The sequence below is a fragment of the Bradyrhizobium sp. 1(2017) genome, assembly GCF_011602485.2.
Lineage (GTDB): Bacteria > Pseudomonadota > Alphaproteobacteria > Rhizobiales > Xanthobacteraceae > Bradyrhizobium.
Map to the genome: position 1 here is coordinate 4,450,061 of NZ_CP050022.2, position 18,745 is coordinate 4,468,805.

The window sequence follows — 18,745 nt, forward strand, 5'->3', positions numbered from 1 at the left end:
ATGTGTGGCCGCAGCGTCGGCAAGCGTAATCCCGAGCGAGGAGCGGACGTCTTGTCAGTGGCTTCGGTCATTTCGGTGCTCGACGATGACCCTTACGTCCGGGCGGCGCTCAACAATCTCCTGGAATCGCGCGGGTACATCGTCCACACGTTTGCCTCCGCCGACGAGTTTCTACGGTCGGCCAATTCGAGCGACACCTCGTGCGTGATCGCGGACGTGCAGATGCCGTCGGTCACCGGCATCGACCTGCTGACGCAGATGCGCGCGCAGGGTTCGGCTACGCCGTTCATCTTCATCACAGCTTTCCCGGATGAGAGCGTGCGGGTGCGTGCGCTCAAGGCCGGTGCAATCTGTTTCCTCGGCAAGCCGTTCGTCGCCGCCGAACTGATACAGTGCCTGGAGCGAGCGCTAACAGCAGGTGACGAAACCGTGGTGTAATTGTGCGGTCCATGGCAACCGACACCATATCCCCGCTTCTCGCGAAGCCCCCGAGATGGCCGCGTTCGCGGCCGCCTCGGGATGAGGGAGAATGATCTGGCGGCCGACGCGGAGCGCGCCGACCGCATCAATCCACCTTGATGTTCGCCGCCTTGATGATCGGCCACCATTTTGCGATCTCGGCCTTTTGGCGGGTCCCGAGGGCTTCGGGCGTGAGCTGATCTTTGGGCGTCATCTCCAGACCCTGACTTTCGAGCTGCTTCTTCACCGCAGGATCGTTCAGCGCCTCCACGGCCGCGGCGTTGAGCTTGGTCACGATCTCCTTCGGCGTGCCCTTCGGCACCCACATGCCCGACCACAGCGTCATGTTGAAGCCTTTCAGGCCGGCCTCCTCCGCGGTGGGAATCTCCGGCGCCGAGGGCAGCCGCTTGTCGTCCGTGATGGCATAGGCGCGGACGGTGCCGGCGCGGACCTGGTTGATGGAGTTAGAGGTCTGGTCGACGATGAGGTCGATCTGGCCGGCGATCAGATCGTTCAGGGCCGGCGCCGTGCCGCGATACGGCACATATTGCAGCTTGATACCGGAGACACTTTCGAAATAGACGCCGGCGATGTGGCTGCCGGAGCCCGCACCGGCCGTGCCGGCGGTCGGCGGCGAGGGCCGCGACTTGAGCCACTCGATCAGCTCCTTCAGGGAGGTCGCGGGCACCCCGTTCTTGCTGACCACGATCATCGGATTGCTCGGCAGCAGCACCACCGGCTCGAGGTCGGCGACGAGGTCGTACTTGAGCTTGTAGACGGCACCGTTTGCGACGTGGGTGCCGAGATGGCCGAACGAGATCGTGTAACCGTCCGGCGGCGATTGCACGGCACGGCCGACGCCGATCGAGCCGCCCGCGCCGGTGACGTTCTCGATGACCACGGGCTGCCCCAGCGTCACCCGCATCCGCTCGGCAAGCACGCGCGCCATTGCGTCCGACGGTCCGCCGGCCGAGAACGGCACGATAATGGTGATGGGATGCGATGGATAATCTTGGGCGCGCGCGACGCCTGCAACAGCGAGAACAGCAATCAGCGCAGCCCAGAAGGCCTTCTTCATTGTCTTCTCCCCAGCGATGTCGATATTGTTCTTGCTCTTCCCGCGTACGGGAAGAGGGATCATTCGTGGCGCATTGCCGCGCTAGAACTGGGAATAGTCGATCGGCTTGTGGCGATCGAGCGTGCGAGTGACCGGCGGCAGCGGGTACTTCAGGCCGGTCGCGCAATTGAACAGCATCACGCGGTCCGACTTGCTGACGCGGCCGTCGGCGAGGCTCTCCTTGTAGGCGGCGTAGGTCGCGGCGCCCTCGGGGCAGAGCAAGAGCCCCTCCTCGCGCGCAACCTCGCTCAACGCGGCCGAGATCTTGTCGTCGTCGACCGCAATGGCAAAACCCTTGCTTTCGCGCACCGCGCGCAGGATCAGGAAATCGCCGATCGCCTGCGGCACGCGAATGCCGGAAGCGATGGTGTGGGCGTCCTCCCAGCGCGTCGCATGCTCGGTGCCGGCGTCATAGGCGCGCACCATCGGCGCACAGCCGGAGGCCTGCACCGCGACCATGCGCGGACGCTTCGAGCCTATGAAGCCGATCTTCTCGAGCTCATCGAACGCCTTCCACATGCCGATCAGGCCGGTGCCGCCACCGGTCGGATAGAAGATCACGTCGGGCACGTCCCAGCCGAGTTGCTCGGCGAGCTCGAGGCCCATCGTCTTCTTGCCTTCGATCCGGTACGGCTCCTTCAGCGTGGACGTGTCGAACCAGCCGACCTTGGCCTTGCCCTCGCCAACGATCTTGCCGCAATCGTCGATATAGCCGTTGACGCGGTAGACGGTCGCGCCCTGGAGCTCGATCTCGCTGACATTCACTTCAGGCGTGTCGGCCGGGCAGAAGATCGTGGTCTTGATGCCGCAACTCGTCGCATAGGCCGCGAGCGCAGCCCCCGCGTTGCCGTTGGTCGGCATGGCCATGTGCTTGATGCCGAGCGCCTTGCCCATCGACACCGCCATCACGAGGCCCCGCGCCTTGAACGAACCGGTCGGCAGCCGTCCCTCGTCCTTCACGATGATCTCGCCGCCGCCGAGCTTCTTGCCGAGCTTGGGCAGCCGGATCAGCGGTGTGGTCACCTCTCCAAGCGAGACGATGTCCTTGCATTTGCGCACCGGCAGCAGCTCGCGGTAGCGCCACATGTCGGCGGGACGCTGGGCGAGAGCGTCCTTGGTCAGCGCCTTCTTCACGCCGGCGAGGTCGTAGCGCACCAGCAGCGGCTTGCCGGCCTTGGAGAGGTTGTGGACCTGGTCGGCGGCGTAGTGATCGCCCTCCATCGCGCATTCGAGATGCGTGACGAAGGTCGGGCGTTCGATGGTGAGGTTGTCGTTGTCGTGCATGGGTTCATCCCTCTTGTTGTTGTGATCTCTGTCGCAAGCCGCGTTCACCCTTGTCATTGCGAGGAGCGAAGCGACGAGGCAATCCAGACTGTTTCCGCGGATCAATTCTGAATTGCATCGCTTCGCTCGCAATGACGGCGGCGGTCAAATATTCAGCACCCGTCCATACGCATCCAGCACGGCTTCCTTCATCATCTCCGACAACGTCGGATGCGGGAAAACCGTGTGCATCAGCTCTTCTTCCGTGGTCTCCAGGTTCATGGCGACGACGTAGCCCTGGATCAGCTCGGTGACCTCGGCGCCGACCATGTGAGCCCCGAGGAGCTGGCCGGTCTTCTTGTCGAAGATCACCTTGACGAGGCCCTGGTCCTCGCCGAGCGCGATGGCCTTGCCGTTGCCGACGAAGGGGAAGCGGCCGACGCGGATCTCGCGGCCGCTCTCCTTGGCCTTGGCTTCCGTCAAACCGACCGAGGCCACCTGCGGCTGGCAATAGGTGCAGCCCGGGATCATGTTCTTGTCCATGGGATGCGGATGGAGGCCCTTGATCGCCTCGACGCAGATCACACCCTCATGCTCGGCCTTGTGCGCGAGCATCGGGGGACCGGCGACGTCGCCGATGGCGTAGATGCCGGGAATATTGGTCTTGCCGTAGCCGTCGACCACGATGATGCCGCGGTCGGTCTTCACGCCGGCCTTTTCCAGGCCGAGATTCTCGATGTTGCCGACCACGCCGACCGCCGAGATCACGCGCTCGAACTCGGTCGTGACAGGCTTGCCCTTGCCGTCGTCGATGGTCGCGACGACGCTGTCGGCCTTCTTCTCGAGCTTGGTGACCTTGGTCGAGGACATGATCTTGATGCCCTGCTTCTCCAGCCGCTTGCGGGCGAGGCCCGCGATCTCGGCGTCCTCGACGGGGAGGATCTGCGGCAGCACCTCGACCACGGTGACGTCGGAGCCCATGGTGTGGAAGAACGAAGCGAACTCGATACCGATCGCGCCGGAGCCGACCACGAGCAGGGACTTCGGCATCCGCTCCGGCACCATCGCCTCGAAATAAGTCCAGACCAGCTTCTTGTCGGGCTCGAGCCCCGGCAGCACGCGCGGCCGCGCGCCGGTTGCGACGATGATGTGCTTGGCCTGGTAGCTCCCCTCGCCCAGCGCGCCCTTCGGACCCTCGACCTCGGACTTCTTCACGGTGACCTTGCCGGGCGCGTCGATCGAGGCGGCACCCCAGATGACGCTGACCTTGTTCTTCTTCATCAGGAAGCCGACGCCGTCGTTGAGGCGCTTGGAGACGCCGCGCGAGCGCTGCACCACCGCCTTCGGATCGAACGAGACCTTCTCTGCCGACAGGCCGTAGTCCTTGGCGTGCTGCATGTAGTGATAGATCTCGGCCGAGCGTAAGAGCGCCTTGGTCGGGATGCAGCCCCAGTTCAGGCAGATGCCGCCGAGATACGATTTCTCGACGATCGCGGTCTTGAAGCCGAGCTGTGCGGCGCGGATCGCGGTGACATAGCCGCCGGGGCCGGACCCGATGATGATGACGTCGAAGGATGTATCGGCCATGGCGGCTCCCGTTCAACTCAAGACGTGACGCCGCGGGCGCGGCGCTTGAAGACAACAAACCTGACCAGCCATTCGATGATCCCGACCAGGACCAGAACGGCCAGCGCGCTCAACACGATGGGTTGAGCGATGTTCCGCGATAATTGCTCTCCCGACAGGAATGCGGATCGTAGAAAATCGAGCCCGATCGGATTGAGCGCGACGACGGCGCCGAGCAGCAGCGATATCCATGGCCAGCGGGTACGGACATGCAAGGTTGCCCCCTTCGCCGCCGCGTCAGACCATCATCATCACGGGGTTTTCGATCAGCTGCTTGAACGCGCCGATCAGTTCGGCCCCGAGCGCGCCGTCGATCGCCCGGTGATCGCAGGACAAGGTCACGCTCATCATGTTCGCGATCTCGATCTTGCCGCCGCGCACGACGGGACGCTCCTCGCTGGTGCCGACCGCGAGGATGGTCGCATGCGGCGGGTTGATCACGGCGGTGAAGTGGCTGATGCCGTACATGCCGAGGTTGGAGACGGCCGTGGTGCCGCCCTGATATTCCTCGGGCTTCAGCTTGCGGGAACGGGCGCGCGCGGCGAAATCCTTCATCTCGTTGGAGATGGTGGAGAGCGTCTTGGTCTCGGCCTTGCGGATGATCGGCGTGATCAGGCCACCGGGCATGGCAACGGCGACGCCGACGTCGGAATGATGATGCTTGACCATGCCGCTTTCGGTCCAGCTGACGTTGCAGTTCGGGATCTTCTGGAGCGCCACCGCCATCGCCTTGATGACGAAGTCGTTGACCGAGATCTTGTAGAGCGGCTTCTTCTCCTTGTCCTTCGGCGCGGCGGCGTTGATCTCCTCGCGCGCGGCGAGCAGCTTGCCGATGTCGCAGTCGATGGTGAGGTAGAAGTGCGGGACGTTCTGGATCGACGCGGTCAGGCGCTGCGCAATGGTGCGACGCATGCCGTCATGCGGGACGATGTCGTAGGAGCCGGGCTCGAACAGCGACAGGATCTGCTTGTCCGACATGGTCGGCGCGATTGCAGGCGCGCCGGACGGCGCTGCCGCAGGTGCCTTGAGACCCTTGCCGGACTTGGCCTGCTCGACGTCGCGTGCGACCACGCGGCCATGCGGTCCGGTACCGGTGACCATCGCAACATCGATGCCGGCTTCCTTGGCGATACGGCGCGCAAGCGGCGAGGAGAACACGCGGCCGCCATGGCCGTTGCCCTGCGCGGCCGGTGCAGCCGCCTGCGGCGCGGTCGGCGCGGCCGGCGGCGGTGCTGCCTTGGGCGCGGCTGGAGCGGGCGCCGGCGCAGCGGCGGGAGCCTCAGCGGGTTTCTCGGCTTTCGGCGGAGCAGCCGAGGCGGTGGGCTTCGCAGCCCCGGCCGCCTTCACGTCCTCGCCCTCGCCGGCGAGCACGGCGATCACGTCGTTGACCGGGACGTCCTGCGTGCCTTCCGGCACAAGGATCTTGGCGATCGTGCCTTCGTCGATCGCCTCGACCTCCATGGTCGCCTTGTCGGTCTCGATCTCGGCGATGACGTCGCCGGATTTGACCTTGTCGCCTTCCTTCTTCAGCCACTTGGCGAGGTTGCCCTTCTCCATCGTCGGCGAGAGAGCGGGCATCAGGATGTTGATGGGCATGCTGACCTCACGAAGAACTTCTCAAAATGTCGCCTTCGACAGCGAAGACGAACAGACCAGGTTTAGTTGCCGATGTCGCCCTGCCACAGGCGCTCATTGGCAGGATTAGAACGCCAATTCTTCATCATGGCGATGGAGCGGTCGTCGGCAAGGTCGATCCAGGGGATACCGAACTTGTCGAGAATGTCCTTGGAGCCCTCGAAGGTGACGGACTCGCCGATCACCACCAGCTTGACCTTGAACAAAGCGAGCGCGCCGGCGCACATCGAGCATGGCGACAGCGTGGTATACATGACGGTGTCGTGGAACGTGATGGCGCCGGCCTCGCGCAGGCAGCTCATCTCGCCGTGCAGGATCACGTTGTTCTCCTGCACGCGGTTGTTGTGGCCGCGGGCGATGATCTTGTCGTCGCGCGTGAGCACCGCGCCGATCGGCAGGCCGCCTTGCGCGATCGAGGCTTCCGCCTCGCGGATCGCCTCCAGCATGAAATCGAAATGACGGGATTCGATCGCCACGGTCAGTGTCCCTTGCCGCGTGGCGTCGTGGTTCCGGTGTCGGTCGGACGCTCGATCTCGGCCTGGAACATCTCCAGGATCCGGTTCAGCGCGTCCTCTTCGGTATATTCGCTCTCGCGCGCATAGGCGCGCGCGGCATGGCGGGCGAGATCGACGAGCAGCAGGCCCCACATGTCGGGCTCTTCGAAGGCACGCTGGAACGCCATCGACAGCCCGCCATCCAGCACGAACACGCGCAGGATCTCGACCGCGTCCTCGCGGGTCATAACGTCGGGCGGCAGTGGCTGCTCCTTCGGACCCGCCATGATCTACCTGTAGCAGACGGCTTTTGCGGCCTCGACGACTTCCGCCGCCGAAGGCAGCGCGAGCTTCTCCAGGTTCGCGGCATAGGGCATCGGCACGTCCTTGCCGGAGACGCGCGCAACCGGCGCATCGAGATAGTCGAAGGCGTTCTCCATGATGCGCGCGGCAATCTCGGCGCCGACGCCGCTCTGGGCCCAGCCCTCTTCCACCGTGACGGCGCGACCGGTCTTCTTGACCGAGTTGATGATGGTCTCGGTGTCGAGCGGGCGCAGCGTGCGCAGGTCGATCACCTCGGCCTCGATACCGTCCTTGGCGAGCTCGTCGGCGGCCTTCAGCGCGTAGGTCATGCCGTTCGACCAGGAGATGATCGTGACGTGGCCTCCTGCGCGCACGATGCGCGCCTTGCCGATCGGGATGATGAAATCGTCGAGCTTCGGCACCTCGCCGGTGTGACCGTAGAGCACCTCGTTCTCGAGGAAGATCACCGGGTTGGGATCGCGGATCGCGGCCTTGAGCAGACCTTTGGCGTCGGCCGCCGAATACGGCGCCACCACCTTGAGGCCGGGGATGTGCGAGTACCAGGCCGAATAGTCCTGGCTGTGCTGGGCGGCGACGCGCGCAGCCGCGCCGTTCGGCCCGCGGAACACGATCGAGCAGCCCATCTGGCCGCCGGACATGTACAGCGTCTTGGCCGCGGAGTTGATGATCTGGTCGATCGCCTGCATGGCGAAGTTGAAGGTCATGAACTCGACGATGGGCTTGAGGCCCGTCATCGCGGCACCGACGCCGACACCGGCAAAGCCGTGCTCGGTGATCGGGGTGTCGATCACGCGCTTGGCGCCGAACTCCTGGAGCAGGCCCTGCGTGACCTTGTAGGCGCCCTGATATTCGGCGACCTCTTCACCCATCACGAAGACGTCGGCGTCGCGGCGCATCTCTTCGGCCATGGCGTCGCGCAAGGCTTCGCGGATGGTCTGCGTCACCATCTCGGTGCCGGCGGGCACTTCCGGATCGGGCTCGGCGACGGCCTGAGGAGCAGGTGCAGCCTTGGGCGCGGGCGCTTCGGCTTTTGCAGCGGCGGGCGGCGCCGACTCGGCGGCCTTCTCCTGCTTGGCCGGCGCGGTGGCCTTGGCGAGATCGGCAGCGCTCTCACCATCGGCGAGGATGGTCGCGATCGGCGTGTTCACCGCCACGTCGGCGGTGCCCTCGGGGATCAGGATCTTGCCGAGCGTCCCCTCATCGGTCGCCTCGACCTCCATCGTCGCCTTGTCGGTCTCGATCTCGGCGATCACGTCGCCCGACTTGATCTGCTCGCCCTCTTTCTTCAGCCATTTGGCGAGGTTGCCCTTCTCCATCGTGGGCGACAACGCGGGCATCAGCACTTGAATTGGCATATCGACTCCAAAAGAAAGCTTGCGCGCGTTCAGCGGTAAACGTCGGTCCAGAGCTCGGCGGCGTCCGGCTCGGGATCATGCTGGGCGAAATCGGCGGACGCATTGACGATGTCGCGCACCTCGGCGTCGATCGCCTTCAGGTCCTGCTCGCTGACCTTGGCCGCGAGCAGGCGGTTGCGCACCTGCTCGATCGGATCCTGGTCGTGGCGGACCTTCTCGACCTCCTCGCGTGTGCGATATTTTGCAGGATCGGACATTGAGTGACCGCGGTAGCGGTAGGTCTGCATCTCCAGGATATAGGGACCCTTGCCGGCGCGGCACCAGGCCGCCGCCTCCTCGCCCGCAGCCTTCACGGCGCGGACGTCCATGCCGTCGACCTGCTTGCCGGGGATGTTGAATGACGCGCCACGCTTGGAGAAATCCTGCTGCGCCGAGGCGCGCGAGACCGAGGTGCCCATGGCGTAGCGGTTGTTCTCGATGACATAGATCACCGGCAGCTTCCAGAGCTCCGCCATGTTGAAGCTCTCATAGACCTGGCCCTGGTTGGCCGCGCCGTCGCCGAAATAAGTGACGCTGACATTGTCGTTGCCGCGATAGTGATTGGCGAAGGCGAGGCCCGTGCCGAGCGAGACCTGCGCCCCGACGATGCCGTGGCCGCCGTAGAAGTGCTTCTCCTTGCTGAACATGTGCATGGAGCCACCCTTGCCCTTGGAATAGCCGCCGCGGCGGCCCGTGAGCTCGGCCATGACGCCGTTGGCGTCCATACCGGTGGCAAGCATGTGACCGTGATCGCGATAGCCGGTGATGACCTGATCACCCTCTTTCAGGGCCATCTGCATGCCGACCACCACGGCCTCCTGGCCGATATAGAGATGGCAGAAGCCGCCGATCGCGCCCATGCCGTAGAGTTGGCCGGCCTTCTCCTCGAACCGCCGGATCAAGAGCATGTCGCGGAGCGCCTTGAGCTCCTGCTCCCTGGTGAATTCCGGGGGCGACCCGCCGTCGGACTTGTCGTGTGGCGTGCTTGCGGCGGCTTTCTTGGGTGCGGCCATGGGAATTCCGGGTCAGAGAAAACTTTCGCCCTCTCTAACCCAAGTCAAACGCCCTTGGAAAGCACCGCGGCGACATGGCACGACTTTCATTATGCCGCACTGCAACGTGGTCGAAATATTGCAAAATGTTTGGCGCCGATCGGGCAACAAATCGATGCGCGGCCGCCGCACGCGCAGATTCGTGATCGCGTCAACCGGCGTTGAAGCAACCGGGTCGTGACATTCGGAACGGGCGACGCCGAAACGGCGCCGCCCTCGCCGCCGCCCCGATCAGAAGAAGCCGAGCTTCTTTGGGCTATAGCTGACCAGGAGGTTCTTGGTCTGCTGGTAGTGATCGAGCATCATCTTGTGGGTCTCGCGACCGACGCCCGACTGCTTGTAGCCGCCAAACGCCGCATGTGCGGGATAGGCATGGTAGCAGTTGGTCCAGACCCGGCCTGCCTGGATCGCCCGGCCGAAACGGTAGCAGCGATTGGCATCGCGGCTCCAGACGCCGGCTCCGAGGCCGTAGAGCGTGTCGTTGGCGATCGCGAGTGCCTCGTCGTCGGTCTTGAAGGTGGTGACCGAGACGACGGGGCCGAAGATCTCCTCCTGGAAGATCCGCATCTTGTTGTGGCCCTCGAACACGGTGGGCTGCACGTAGAATCCGCCGGCGAGATCGCCGGCGAGCTCGGCACGTCCGCCGCCGGCGAGAACCTTGGCGCCCTCCTGCTTGCCGATGTCGATATAGGAGAGAATCTTGGACAATTGCTCGCTGGAGGCCTGGGCGCCGATCATGGTGGTGGCATCGCGCGGATCGCCCTGCTTGATCGCTGCGACGCGCTTCAACGCCTGTTCCATGAAGCGGTCGTAGATATCCGCGTGCACCAGCGCCCGGCTCGGACAGGTGCAAACCTCGCCCTGGTTCAGTGCGAACATGACGAAGCCTTCGATCGCCTTGTCGAAGAAGTCGTCGTCCTCGGCGGTGACATCGTTGAAGAAGATGTTCGGCGACTTGCCGCCGAGCTCCAGCGTGACGGGAATGAGATTCTGGCTGGCATATTGCATGATGAGCCGGCCCGTCGAGGTCTCGCCGGTGAAGGCGATCTTGGCGATGCGCGGGCTCGAGGCCAGCGGCTTGCCGGCCTCCAGGCCGAAGCCGTTGACGATGTTGAGGACGCCCGGCGGCAGGATGTCGGCGATGATCTCGGCCCACACCATGATCGAGGCCGGGGTCTGCTCCGCGGGCTTGAGCACCACGCAATTGCCGGCAGCCAGCGCTGGCGCAAGCTTCCAGCAGGCCATCAGCAGCGGGAAGTTCCAGGGGATGATCTGGCCGACAACGCCCAGCGGCTCGTGGAAATGATAGGCGATGGTGTCGTGGTCGATCTCGCCGATCGAGCCTTCCTGGGCGCGCACCACGCCGGCGAAATAGCGAAAATGGTCGATGGCCAGCGGCAGGTCGGCAGCGCGGGTCTCGCGGATCGGCTTGCCGTTGTCCCAGGTCTCGGCGATGGCGAGACGCTCAAGGTTCTCTTCCATGCGGTCGGCGATCCGGTTCAGGATCGCGGCGCGCTCGGCGACGCTGGTGCGGCCCCAGGCCGCCTTGGCCGCATGCGCCGCGTCGAGGGCCGCCTCGACGTCCTGCGCGTCGGACCGCGCGATCTTGCAGACGATCTGGCCGGTCACAGGCGAGGCGTTGTCGAAATACTTGCCCGCGATCGGCGCCACGAACTTGCCGCCGATGAAATTGTCATAGCGTTCGGCGAAAGGAACTTTGGTGACGCTGAGGAATTCCACCTTGTTCATTGATCACTCCCGATGTTTGCTGTTTGCGCAATTCGTCGCGTGATCGCGACTTGCGACGACGATGTCTCGGGAGGTGTTTTCTGTCAGCCCGGGCGGCTGCGATGGTGGATCGGACCTGTCGCAGTTCTGCGACAGTCGTGAGTGTCACGGGTGGTCGCCACGTCGTCATTGCGAGCGCAGCGAAGCGATCCAGAGTCCCTTCGCGGAAAGATTCTGGATTGCTTCGCTCCGCTCGCAATGCGGCTGGGGAAGCTCAGTGCTTGATCTCGAACCGCTTCAGCTTCCGGTGCAGCGTGGCGCGGCTGACGCCGAGGGCCTTGGCGGCCGCCGACACGTTGCCGCCGGCGCGGAGCAGCGCCCGCTGCAACACCGCGCGCTGACCGCCGGCAAGGTGGTCGTGCGCGGTATCCCCGCCGAGCAGGTCGGCCGCGGGCACCGGCTGCAACGCCTTGCCTGGCGCGATCCCGAGTCCGAGCCGCGCGGAGCGTGTTGCGCCGATCACGAGATCGTCGGCATCGACCGCGATGAGGCCGCCGCAACTGCCGTCCGGTCCTTGCGTCAGCACGATGCGGGCATGGGCGAAGGCTCTGCGAAACAGGTCGGCCTCGATGCGCTTGGCCGCCTCGCCCGCCGCCAGCGCGATCAGGCTGGAGAACGCATCGGTGCGGTCGGCGCGGCAGGAGGAGACGTCGAGCACGCCTGCGAGCGCCGCCTCATGGTCGTAGATCGGAACGGCGGTACAGCTCAAAAGCGTGTTGCGGGTGAAGAAGTGCTGGTCACGATCGATCGTCAGCGGCCGCTGCTCGACGAGGCAGGTGCCGATCCCGTTGGTGCCCTCATGCTCCTCGCTCCAGAGCGCGCCGGTCCACAGGCCCCAGGATTGGAAGGTCGCATCGTCCCCCGGCGTGCCACGGCGATCGACCGGCACGCCCTCGCCGTCCGCGAGCAACACGCAGCAGCCGCTCGCGCCGACGGCCTGATAGAGCCGGTCCATCGCACCTTGCGCCGAGGTCAACAGCGGCGCGATGCGCTCCCGCGCCTTGTGCAGCTCGGCGTCGGTCAGCCGTATCGGCGAGGTGCGCCCTGCGGGATCCAGATGATGCAATCTGGACGAACGGCGCCACGAGGCCACGAGCGCGGACCGGGCCGCCTGGCCTGACGCGATGGCGGCCTCGACGCGGGCCGCGTGATGCGGGGGCGTTGGCCCATTCACCACTGTTTCCTCCGGAAGGCAGTCTAGGCTGTGCCGGCAGGGCCCGGTTGATCTGCGTCAACTTGGCGACAGCAGCACAAGCCATGAGCCCGCTCGGGCGCCGCCGTCAAGGCGGCATTCCGGTTCCACGCCAACGCCTTTGGTAGAATTGATCCACGGCCGTCGGATTTCGGCAGCCGCTTTCGATTCCGGTTTCGAGTGCAGCGAAAGCGCTATTTCGCCGGAATCATCCGAACGAGATCATGCGGATTGACATAGTCGAGCTGGTAGCGCGCCCGCTCGTCCAGCATGTCGGGGTCGATCCTCGACGTGCGCAGCAACGAGACGCGCTGCTCGCTCCTGGCGCGCTCGCGCTTGAGCTGCGCGAGCTCGCTGGTCAGCGCGATGATCTCCTGATCGAGCTCCTGACGGGCGTTGAGGCCGTATTTGCCGGTGTAGGCGTTGACGCCGAAATAGCCGACGATGGCCGCTGCCACGGCATAGAGGGCAAGACCGGTCAGGATCGATTTCAGGCGCGCGCGGGAGACCATCCTGGGAAGATGCGGCAGGTTGGTTAAGGGAGTGCTAACCTTGGACAAGCTGTCATTCCGGGTTCGACTCTAACGAGCCGCCCCGGAATGACCCCCGATTGATTTCTTCCTGTGAGGAAGAAGCTTGGCGGCAGGCCGTTCGCCTCAGCCGTGGTGCTTCGCGACGTGCGCGGCGAACGCGTCGACATAGGCCTGGAGCACGGGCTTGAGCGACTCCTTGGTCAGGTTGCCGTCAGCATCGAAGGCGTCACCGACCGCGTTCAGATAGGTCTCGGGCTGCTGCATGATCGGGCCGGCAATGCCCGGCAGGATGTTCTGGAGCGTCTTGGCGGCGCTGACGCCCCCGAGCGGGCCTGGCGAGTTCGAGACGATGCCGACCGGCTTGCCGTTGAACGAGCTCTTGCCGTAGGGCCGCGAGGCGACGTCGATGGCATTCTTCAGCACACCGGGGATCGCGCGGTTATATTCGGGCGTGACGAAGATGACGCCATCCGACTTCTGAAGCTTCTCGCGGAAGGCCAGCCAGTCCGCGGGCGGCGCGCCCTCGAGGTCCTGGTTGAAGAACGAGATGCCCGACAGCGTGATCACCTCGAGCTTGAGTGAGCCAGGCGCGAGCTTGGCAAGCGCATTTGCGATCTTGAGGGAGAAGCTGTCCTTGCGCAGGCTGCCGGCGATCACGACGATGTTGTAGGCCATGGGGTGTCCTCGAGGAATTGAGCGGGAGTGCCGGGGCGGCACTTAAGCGATCCGGAGCATTGGATGCAAGTGCATGAACCGGATCGATTTGGAAACGCTGCGTTTCGCGAAAGCAGATGGTCGCCCAAATCAATCGGGCCGCCAAGCGGCGGCCCGATCTTTTACGCAAATGGTCAAAATCCGGTCAGATCGTCGGATTCCACGCCGACGGGATCAGGCGATATTTGGCACCGTTCTTCTCGACATGACCGACCGACGGGAACGTGAAGTGGAAGCCGATCACGGTCGCCTTCTCGGCAGCCGCCATGTCGTAGAATTTGTGGCGGGTCGCCTGCGCCAGCGCAGCATCGGCGTCGAACATCACGTGCCAGTCCGGGTTGCGCAGGAAGAATTCCGGAATGTTGGTGACATCGGACTGGATCAGCACCTTGGCATCGCCCGATGCAACCGCAAACGAGGTGTGGCCGGGCGTGTGACCCGGCGTCGCAATGGAGGTGATGCCGGGCGCGACCTCCTTGCCCCAGTCGTACTTGGTGACCTTGGACTCGAGGCCGGCAAAGGTCTTCTTCACGTTGGCGAAGTAGTTCTTCATCATCGGGTTGGACTCGGCCTTGGCGGCGTTGTCCTCGCTGGTCCAGAACTCCCAGTCCTTGCCCGGCACCATGATCTCAGCGTTCGGGAAGGCGAGCGCGCCGTCGGCCAGGCGTATGCCGTTGGTGTGGTCGGGATGCAAATGCGACAACAGCACGACGTCGACGTTCTTCGGGTCGACGCCAGCTGCGGCAAGGTTTTGCAGGGTGCGGCCGACCGCGCCTTTGCTCGGCTCGAGGTTGGCTACTCCGTTGCCGGTATCGATCAGCACGAGCTTGGAGCCGGTGTTGATGAGCTGCGGATTGAACGGCACTGTGACCATGCCCTTCGGCATGTAGGCCGCCTCGCCCGCGGCCAGGGATTCCTCCTTGGGTATGTTGACGACGAACTTCTCCGGCATCGGAAAGGTGCGCGCGCCGTCGTTGATCGACGTGCACTCGTAGCTGCCGACCTTGTACCTGTAGAAGCCCGGCGCCTGCGTCCCGGTCGGTGGCACTGAGGCATTGGCGTCGGTCGGCCGAAGGCCGGTAACGGCAGCCGCACCGACGGCGGCAGCGCCTGCAAGCAAATGGCGGCGATTGAAGTCAGTCATGAAGAAGTCCCCTTCTGAGCGCCCTGCGGATTTTCCGCTTTCAACGGCAGCGGGAATAATCCCGGGCTTCGCTCAGAAGGCAAGACCTTCTTTCGGTGACGTGCCGTCGCACGCCACGATTATTTGTTTGGGTTGATGAGGAATTTTTCGCCGGTGGCGCGTTTGGCGTACACCGCGATGTTGGCGGGATCGAGCGCCTCGGGCAGCGAAACCACCTTGGTGTAGTGGCTGGCGAAGGTGGTCTTCAATTCGTCGACAACGCGCTGGCGCAGCTTGGCGCCGTCCGCCTGCCCGATCCTCATCAGGAACGGAAACAGCAGCCAGCCGCCGACGCCCCAGGCCATGCCAAAGCCGCGCGGCAATTCGATCGGGCGGATATCGAGCGCGCCGTAGACATAGACCTGCTTGTGCACGTTGGAGCCGTAGCGGCTGTATTCCTTGGCGGTCTTGTTGATCGCGGCTTCCATGCAGTTGAGGATGTCGCCGGCAAGCTTGCCGCCGCCGATGGCGTCGAAGGCGATGGTGGCGCCGGTCTCGACCAGTGCATTGGTGAGATCGCTGAGGAAGGTCGGCGCGGTGGAATCCACGACATATTTGGCGCCGATCTTGTGCAGGATGTCGGCCTGCTCCTTGCTGCGCACGATGTTGACCAGCGCAATCCCGTCCTTGATGCAGATCTTGTTCAGCATTTGGCCGAGATTGGAGGCAGCAGCGGTGTGCACCAGCGCCTTGTGGCCCTCGCGCCGCATGGTCTCAGTCATGCCGAGCGCAGTCAGCGGATTGACGAAACAGGAGGCGCCTTCCGCCGGCGTGGTCCCCGCCGGCAACGGCAGGCACTCGCGCACTTTCAGGGTGCGGTACTGCGCATACATCGCGCCGCCGATCATGGCGACCGTCTTGCCCATCAGTGCCTTCGCGGCATCCGACGAGCCGGTCTTGATGACGATGCCGGCGCCTTCGTTACCGACTGGCATGGATTCGTCGAGCCGGCCAGCCATCGCCCGCATCGCGCCCTCAGGCACCTTCGCGGTGATGACCGGGGCCTCCTTCGTGCCAGACGCCTTCGCCGTACTCATATCGGCCGCGCCGATCAGGAGCCCGAGGTCGGACGGATTGATCGGCGCCGCCTCGACGCGGACGACGACTTCATCCGCGGCGGGCTCGGGGGTCGGCACGTCGAGAAGCGAGATTTCCAGCTCTCCACTCTTCTTGATCAGCGAACGCAGTTGCAGGCCGGTTTTGCCGTCGCTCATGTCGATCCTCCCCTGTCCGTCTGTTCGCGGGTCGAAGCGCCGGCTTATGCCAGCGCCTTGAGTGCCGCCTTGCCGCCATAGAGCGCCTGCTTGCCGAGCTGCTGCTCGATGCGCAGGAGCTGGTTGTATTTGGCGGTGCGATCGGACCGCGCAAGAGAGCCGGTCTTGATCTGACCGCAATTCGTGGCAACCGCGAGATCGGCGATGGTGGAATCCTCGGTCTCGCCCGAGCGGTGCGACATCACCGAGGTGTAGCCGGCCTTGTGCGCCATCTCGACGGCGGCGAGCGTTTCGGTCAGTGTGCCGATCTGGTTGACCTTGATCAGGATCGAATTGGCCCGGCCGGCCTTGATGCCCTCGGCGAGGCGCTTGACGTTGGTGACGAAGAGATCGTCGCCGACGAGCTGGCACTTCTTGCCGATGAGGTCGGTGAGCTCCTTCCAGCCGTCCATGTCGTCCTCCGACATGCCGTCCTCGATGGTCACGATCGGATAGCGCGCGACGAGGTCCGCAAGGTACTTGGCCTGCTCGGAGATCGAGCGGGTCTTGCCCTCGCCTTCATAGACATATTTGCCGCCCTTGAAGAACTCGGTCGAGGCGCAGTCGAGGCCGAGCACGATATCGCTCCCCGCCTTGAATCCGGCCTTGCCGATCGCGTTCATGACGAAGTCGAGCGCGGCGTCGGCCGACGGCAGGTTCGGGGCAAAACCGCCCTCGTCGCCGACATTGGTGTTGTGGCCGGCCTTCTTGAGCTCGGACTTCAGCGTGTGGAAGACCTCGGCGCCATAGCGCAGGCCCTCGGCGAAGGACGACGCGCCGACCGGGAGGATCATGAATTCCTGGAAGTCGATCGGGTTGTCGGCATGCATGCCGCCGTTGATGATGTTCATCATCGGCACCGGCAGGAGGCGCGCCGAGGTCCCGCCGACGTAGCGATACAGCGGCATGTCGAGCGAGTTCGCGGCCGCCTTGGCGCAGGCGAGCGAGACGCCGAGGATGGCGTTGGCGCCGAGCCGGCTCTTGTTCGGCGTGCCGTCGAGGTCGATCATGATCTGGTCGATCTGGGCCTGCTGCTCGACATCGAGACCGCTCAGGGCCTCGAAGATCTCGCCATTGACGGCGCCGACCGCCTTGGTGACGCCCTTGCCGAGATAGCGGGCCTTGTCGCCGTCGCGCAGTTCCACGGCCTCATGGGCACCGGTGGAGGCGCCCGACGGCACCGCGGCACGGCCGAGCGCACCGTCTTCCAGCACGACATCGACCTCGACGGTGGGGTTACCCCGGCTGTCCAGGATTTCGCGGCCGATGATGTCGATGATGGCGGTCATGAGAGCCTCATTTCGAGAAACACAGGGGGCAGTTGGCCGTGCTTCTACCGCAATGCATCGAAGTGGAAAAGGCCGGGTGACGGCCGCCCGATGATTGGCTAAGAGGGCCGCACGGAGGCGGCCCGATGTCGAAAAAACCCAGCAAATCGAACAACTCCCCTGCTCTGCAGCTTGGCCGCGCCGTGGAATGGCCGGATGCACCGGAAAAGGCCAAGCTCGACCGCGTGCCCAATCCGCAAAAGGGTACGGATTATCTGGTGCGTTTCACGGTGCCGGAGTTCACCTCGCTCTGCCCGGTCACGGGCCAGCCGGATTTCGCCCATCTGATGATCGACTACGCGCCGGGCCAATGGCTGCTGGAGTCGAAGTCGCTCAAGCTCTACATCGCGAGCTTCCGCAATCACGGCGCCTTCCACGAGGATTGCACCGTGATGATCGGCAAGCGCATCGCCTCCGAGATCAAGCCGAAATGGCTGCGCATCGGCGGCTATTGGTATCCGCGCGGCGGCATCCCGATCGACGTGTTCTGGCAGACCGGCCGCGTGCCGAAGGGCATGTGGGTGCCGGAGCAAGGCGTCGCGTCCTATCGTGGGCGGGGCTAGTAGGAGAAGAACAACAATGAAATGGATGCCAGCAACATTCCGCAACCTTGCCCTCGGTCTTCTGAGCGTCCTCTGGCTCACCGGCGCGTCCGACGCTGCCGAGGTGCGGGTGATGATTTCGGGTGGATTGACAGCTGCCTACAAGGCGCTCGTGCCCGAATTCGAGAAGGCCACCGGCAACAAGGTGCTGACGGAATACGGGCCGTCGATGGGAACGACCGCGAACGCCATCCCGGTGCGGCTCGAGCGCGGCGAGCCGGCCGATGTCCTGATCATGGTGGGCTACGCCCTCACCGACCTCGCGGGCAAGGGCAAGGTCGCTGCCGGCAGCCAGGTCGATCTGACAAAGTCGCCGATCGGCATCGCCGTGAAGTCGGGTGCACCGAAGCCGGACATCAGCTCGGTGGAGGCCGTCAAGCGCGCGCTGCTGGCCGCAAAGTCAATCGCCTATTCCGACAGCGCCAGCGGCGTCTACGTCTCCACCGAGATGTTCGACAAGCTCGGCATAGCCGATGCCATGAAGGACAAGGCGCGCAAGATTCCGGCGACGCCGGTCGGCGAGATCGTCGCGCACGGCGAAGCCGAGCTTGGCTTCCAGCAGATCAGCGAGCTGAAGCCCGTCAAGGGCATCGATATCGTCGGACCGCTGCCGAACGAATTGCAGAAGATCACGATCTTCTCCGCCGGCATCGCGGCCGGTTCGAAGGAACCCGATGCAGGACGTGCCTTGATCAAGTTCCTGGCCTCCCCGGCCGCGCGCGAAGCGATCGTCGCGAGCGGCATGGACCCGATCCCGGCTGCCGGGGCGAATTAACGCAGTCGGTCGC

The 18,745-nt window shown here is 64.5% G+C and carries 19 protein-coding genes; 3 read left to right on the forward strand and 16 right to left on the reverse strand.

The window, feature by feature from the left end; translation table 11 throughout:
- The first annotated feature begins 51 nt into the window (after window positions 1-51).
- Window positions 52-438 carry a response regulator transcription factor gene (locus HAP40_RS21100; RefSeq protein WP_166819421.1) on the forward strand — a complete coding sequence of 129 codons (387 nt, stop codon included), beginning with the start codon at window positions 52-54 and terminating at the stop codon, window positions 436-438.
- 127 nt (window positions 439-565) lie between these two features.
- On the opposite strand, the gene HAP40_RS21105 is transcribed toward HAP40_RS21100, so the two are convergent.
- The 16 genes from HAP40_RS21105 to eno all read right to left on the reverse strand — a co-directional run bounded on the left by HAP40_RS21105 (window position 566) and on the right by eno (window position 17,316).
- Window positions 566-1,537: a tripartite tricarboxylate transporter substrate binding protein BugD gene (locus HAP40_RS21105; RefSeq protein ID WP_166815979.1), complete on the reverse strand. Its 972-nt coding sequence runs from the start codon at window positions 1,535-1,537 to the stop codon at window positions 566-568.
- 81 nt (window positions 1,538-1,618) lie between these two features.
- Window positions 1,619-2,860, reverse strand: a complete 1,242-nt coding sequence (locus HAP40_RS21110; protein ID WP_166815977.1) for a threonine synthase — start codon at window positions 2,858-2,860, stop codon at window positions 1,619-1,621.
- Between the two features lie 144 nt (window positions 2,861-3,004).
- Complete coding sequence (gene lpdA / locus HAP40_RS21115; protein WP_166815975.1) at window positions 3,005-4,426, reverse strand: dihydrolipoyl dehydrogenase; 1,422 nt, start codon at window positions 4,424-4,426, stop codon at window positions 3,005-3,007.
- 17 nt (window positions 4,427-4,443) lie between these two features.
- Complete coding sequence (locus tag HAP40_RS21120; protein WP_166815973.1) at window positions 4,444-4,680, reverse strand: hypothetical protein; 237 nt, start codon at window positions 4,678-4,680, stop codon at window positions 4,444-4,446.
- Between the two features lie 22 nt (window positions 4,681-4,702).
- Complete coding sequence (locus HAP40_RS21125; protein WP_166815971.1) at window positions 4,703-6,061, reverse strand: pyruvate dehydrogenase complex dihydrolipoamide acetyltransferase; 1,359 nt, start codon at window positions 6,059-6,061, stop codon at window positions 4,703-4,705.
- A gap of 62 nt (window positions 6,062-6,123) precedes the next feature.
- Window positions 6,124-6,576 (reverse strand): nucleoside deaminase, encoded by a 453-nt coding sequence (locus HAP40_RS21130; protein WP_166815969.1) that lies wholly within the window; start codon window positions 6,574-6,576, stop codon window positions 6,124-6,126.
- A gap of 2 nt (window positions 6,577-6,578) precedes the next feature.
- Window positions 6,579-6,881, reverse strand: a complete 303-nt coding sequence (locus HAP40_RS21135; RefSeq protein ID WP_092181243.1) for a DUF5076 domain-containing protein — start codon at window positions 6,879-6,881, stop codon at window positions 6,579-6,581.
- 3 nt (window positions 6,882-6,884) lie between these two features.
- Entirely contained in the window at window positions 6,885-8,273 is a 1,389-nt protein-coding gene (locus HAP40_RS21140) for a pyruvate dehydrogenase complex E1 component subunit beta (protein WP_166815967.1), read from the reverse strand.
- A 29-nt stretch (window positions 8,274-8,302) separates the two neighbouring features.
- The gene (pdhA, locus tag HAP40_RS21145) at window positions 8,303-9,325 is read right to left on the reverse strand and encodes a pyruvate dehydrogenase (acetyl-transferring) E1 component subunit alpha (protein WP_166815965.1); all 1,023 of its coding nucleotides are present in this window, start codon (window positions 9,323-9,325) and stop codon (window positions 8,303-8,305) included.
- Window positions 9,326-9,595: 270 nt separating this feature from the next.
- Window positions 9,596-11,113: an aldehyde dehydrogenase gene (gene adh / locus HAP40_RS21150; protein WP_166815963.1), complete on the reverse strand. Its 1,518-nt coding sequence runs from the start codon at window positions 11,111-11,113 to the stop codon at window positions 9,596-9,598.
- A gap of 253 nt (window positions 11,114-11,366) precedes the next feature.
- Window positions 11,367-12,326 (reverse strand): helix-turn-helix domain-containing protein, encoded by a 960-nt coding sequence (locus tag HAP40_RS21155; RefSeq protein WP_166815961.1) that lies wholly within the window; start codon window positions 12,324-12,326, stop codon window positions 11,367-11,369.
- A gap of 212 nt (window positions 12,327-12,538) precedes the next feature.
- Window positions 12,539-12,856 carry an FtsB family cell division protein gene (locus HAP40_RS21160; protein WP_166819420.1) on the reverse strand — a complete coding sequence of 106 codons (318 nt, stop codon included), beginning with the start codon at window positions 12,854-12,856 and terminating at the stop codon, window positions 12,539-12,541.
- Window positions 12,857-13,000: 144 nt separating this feature from the next.
- Window positions 13,001-13,552 carry an NADPH-dependent FMN reductase gene (locus tag HAP40_RS21165; protein WP_166815959.1) on the reverse strand — a complete coding sequence of 184 codons (552 nt, stop codon included), beginning with the start codon at window positions 13,550-13,552 and terminating at the stop codon, window positions 13,001-13,003.
- Window positions 13,553-13,736: 184 nt separating this feature from the next.
- Window positions 13,737-14,735, reverse strand: coding sequence for an MBL fold metallo-hydrolase (locus HAP40_RS21170; RefSeq protein WP_166815957.1), 999 nt, complete (start codon window positions 14,733-14,735; stop codon window positions 13,737-13,739).
- Between the two features lie 119 nt (window positions 14,736-14,854).
- Window positions 14,855-15,988 carry a zinc-binding dehydrogenase gene (locus HAP40_RS21175; protein WP_166815955.1) on the reverse strand — a complete coding sequence of 378 codons (1,134 nt, stop codon included), beginning with the start codon at window positions 15,986-15,988 and terminating at the stop codon, window positions 14,855-14,857.
- 44 nt (window positions 15,989-16,032) lie between these two features.
- A complete protein-coding gene (gene eno, locus HAP40_RS21180) occupies window positions 16,033-17,316 on the reverse strand; it encodes a phosphopyruvate hydratase (protein WP_166815953.1) in 1,284 nt (427 codons plus the stop codon).
- A gap of 125 nt (window positions 17,317-17,441) precedes the next feature.
- Between eno and queF the strand changes: the two genes are divergently transcribed.
- Together queF and HAP40_RS21190 are read left to right on the forward strand one after the other, a co-directional pair.
- Window positions 17,442-17,918, forward strand: a complete 477-nt coding sequence (queF, locus tag HAP40_RS21185) for a preQ(1) synthase (RefSeq protein WP_166815951.1) — start codon at window positions 17,442-17,444, stop codon at window positions 17,916-17,918.
- 16 nt (window positions 17,919-17,934) lie between these two features.
- Complete coding sequence (locus HAP40_RS21190; protein ID WP_208024751.1) at window positions 17,935-18,732, forward strand: extracellular solute-binding protein; 798 nt, start codon at window positions 17,935-17,937, stop codon at window positions 18,730-18,732.
- The last annotated feature ends 13 nt before the right edge of the window (window positions 18,733-18,745 follow it).

Coding starts and splice junctions, on each gene's coding strand:
- lpdA (WP_166815975.1), bottom strand. CDS start 4,426: ATGGCCGATACATCCTTCGACGTCATCATCATCGGGTCCGGCCCCGGC.
- queF (WP_166815951.1), top strand. CDS start 17,442: ATGTCGAAAAAACCCAGCAAATCGAACAACTCCCCTGCTCTGCAGCTT.
- HAP40_RS21135 (WP_092181243.1), bottom strand. CDS start 6,881: ATGGCGGGTCCGAAGGAGCAGCCACTGCCGCCCGACGTTATGACCCGC.
- HAP40_RS21110 (WP_166815977.1), bottom strand. CDS start 2,860: ATGCACGACAACGACAACCTCACCATCGAACGCCCGACCTTCGTCACG.
- HAP40_RS21140 (WP_166815967.1), bottom strand. CDS start 8,273: ATGCCAATTCAAGTGCTGATGCCCGCGTTGTCGCCCACGATGGAGAAG.
- HAP40_RS21105 (WP_166815979.1), bottom strand. CDS start 1,537: ATGAAGAAGGCCTTCTGGGCTGCGCTGATTGCTGTTCTCGCTGTTGCA.
- HAP40_RS21165 (WP_166815959.1), bottom strand. CDS start 13,552: ATGGCCTACAACATCGTCGTGATCGCCGGCAGCCTGCGCAAGGACAGC.
- HAP40_RS21160 (WP_166819420.1), bottom strand. CDS start 12,856: ATGGTCTCCCGCGCGCGCCTGAAATCGATCCTGACCGGTCTTGCCCTC.
- HAP40_RS21170 (WP_166815957.1), bottom strand. CDS start 14,735: ATGACTGACTTCAATCGCCGCCATTTGCTTGCAGGCGCTGCCGCCGTC.
- HAP40_RS21190 (WP_208024751.1), top strand. CDS start 17,935: ATGAAATGGATGCCAGCAACATTCCGCAACCTTGCCCTCGGTCTTCTG.
- HAP40_RS21125 (WP_166815971.1), bottom strand. CDS start 6,061: ATGCCCATCAACATCCTGATGCCCGCTCTCTCGCCGACGATGGAGAAG.
- eno (WP_166815953.1), bottom strand. CDS start 17,316: ATGACCGCCATCATCGACATCATCGGCCGCGAAATCCTGGACAGCCGG.
- adh (WP_166815963.1), bottom strand. CDS start 11,113: ATGAACAAGGTGGAATTCCTCAGCGTCACCAAAGTTCCTTTCGCCGAA.
- pdhA (WP_166815965.1), bottom strand. CDS start 9,325: ATGGCCGCACCCAAGAAAGCCGCCGCAAGCACGCCACACGACAAGTCC.
- HAP40_RS21175 (WP_166815955.1), bottom strand. CDS start 15,988: ATGAGCGACGGCAAAACCGGCCTGCAACTGCGTTCGCTGATCAAGAAG.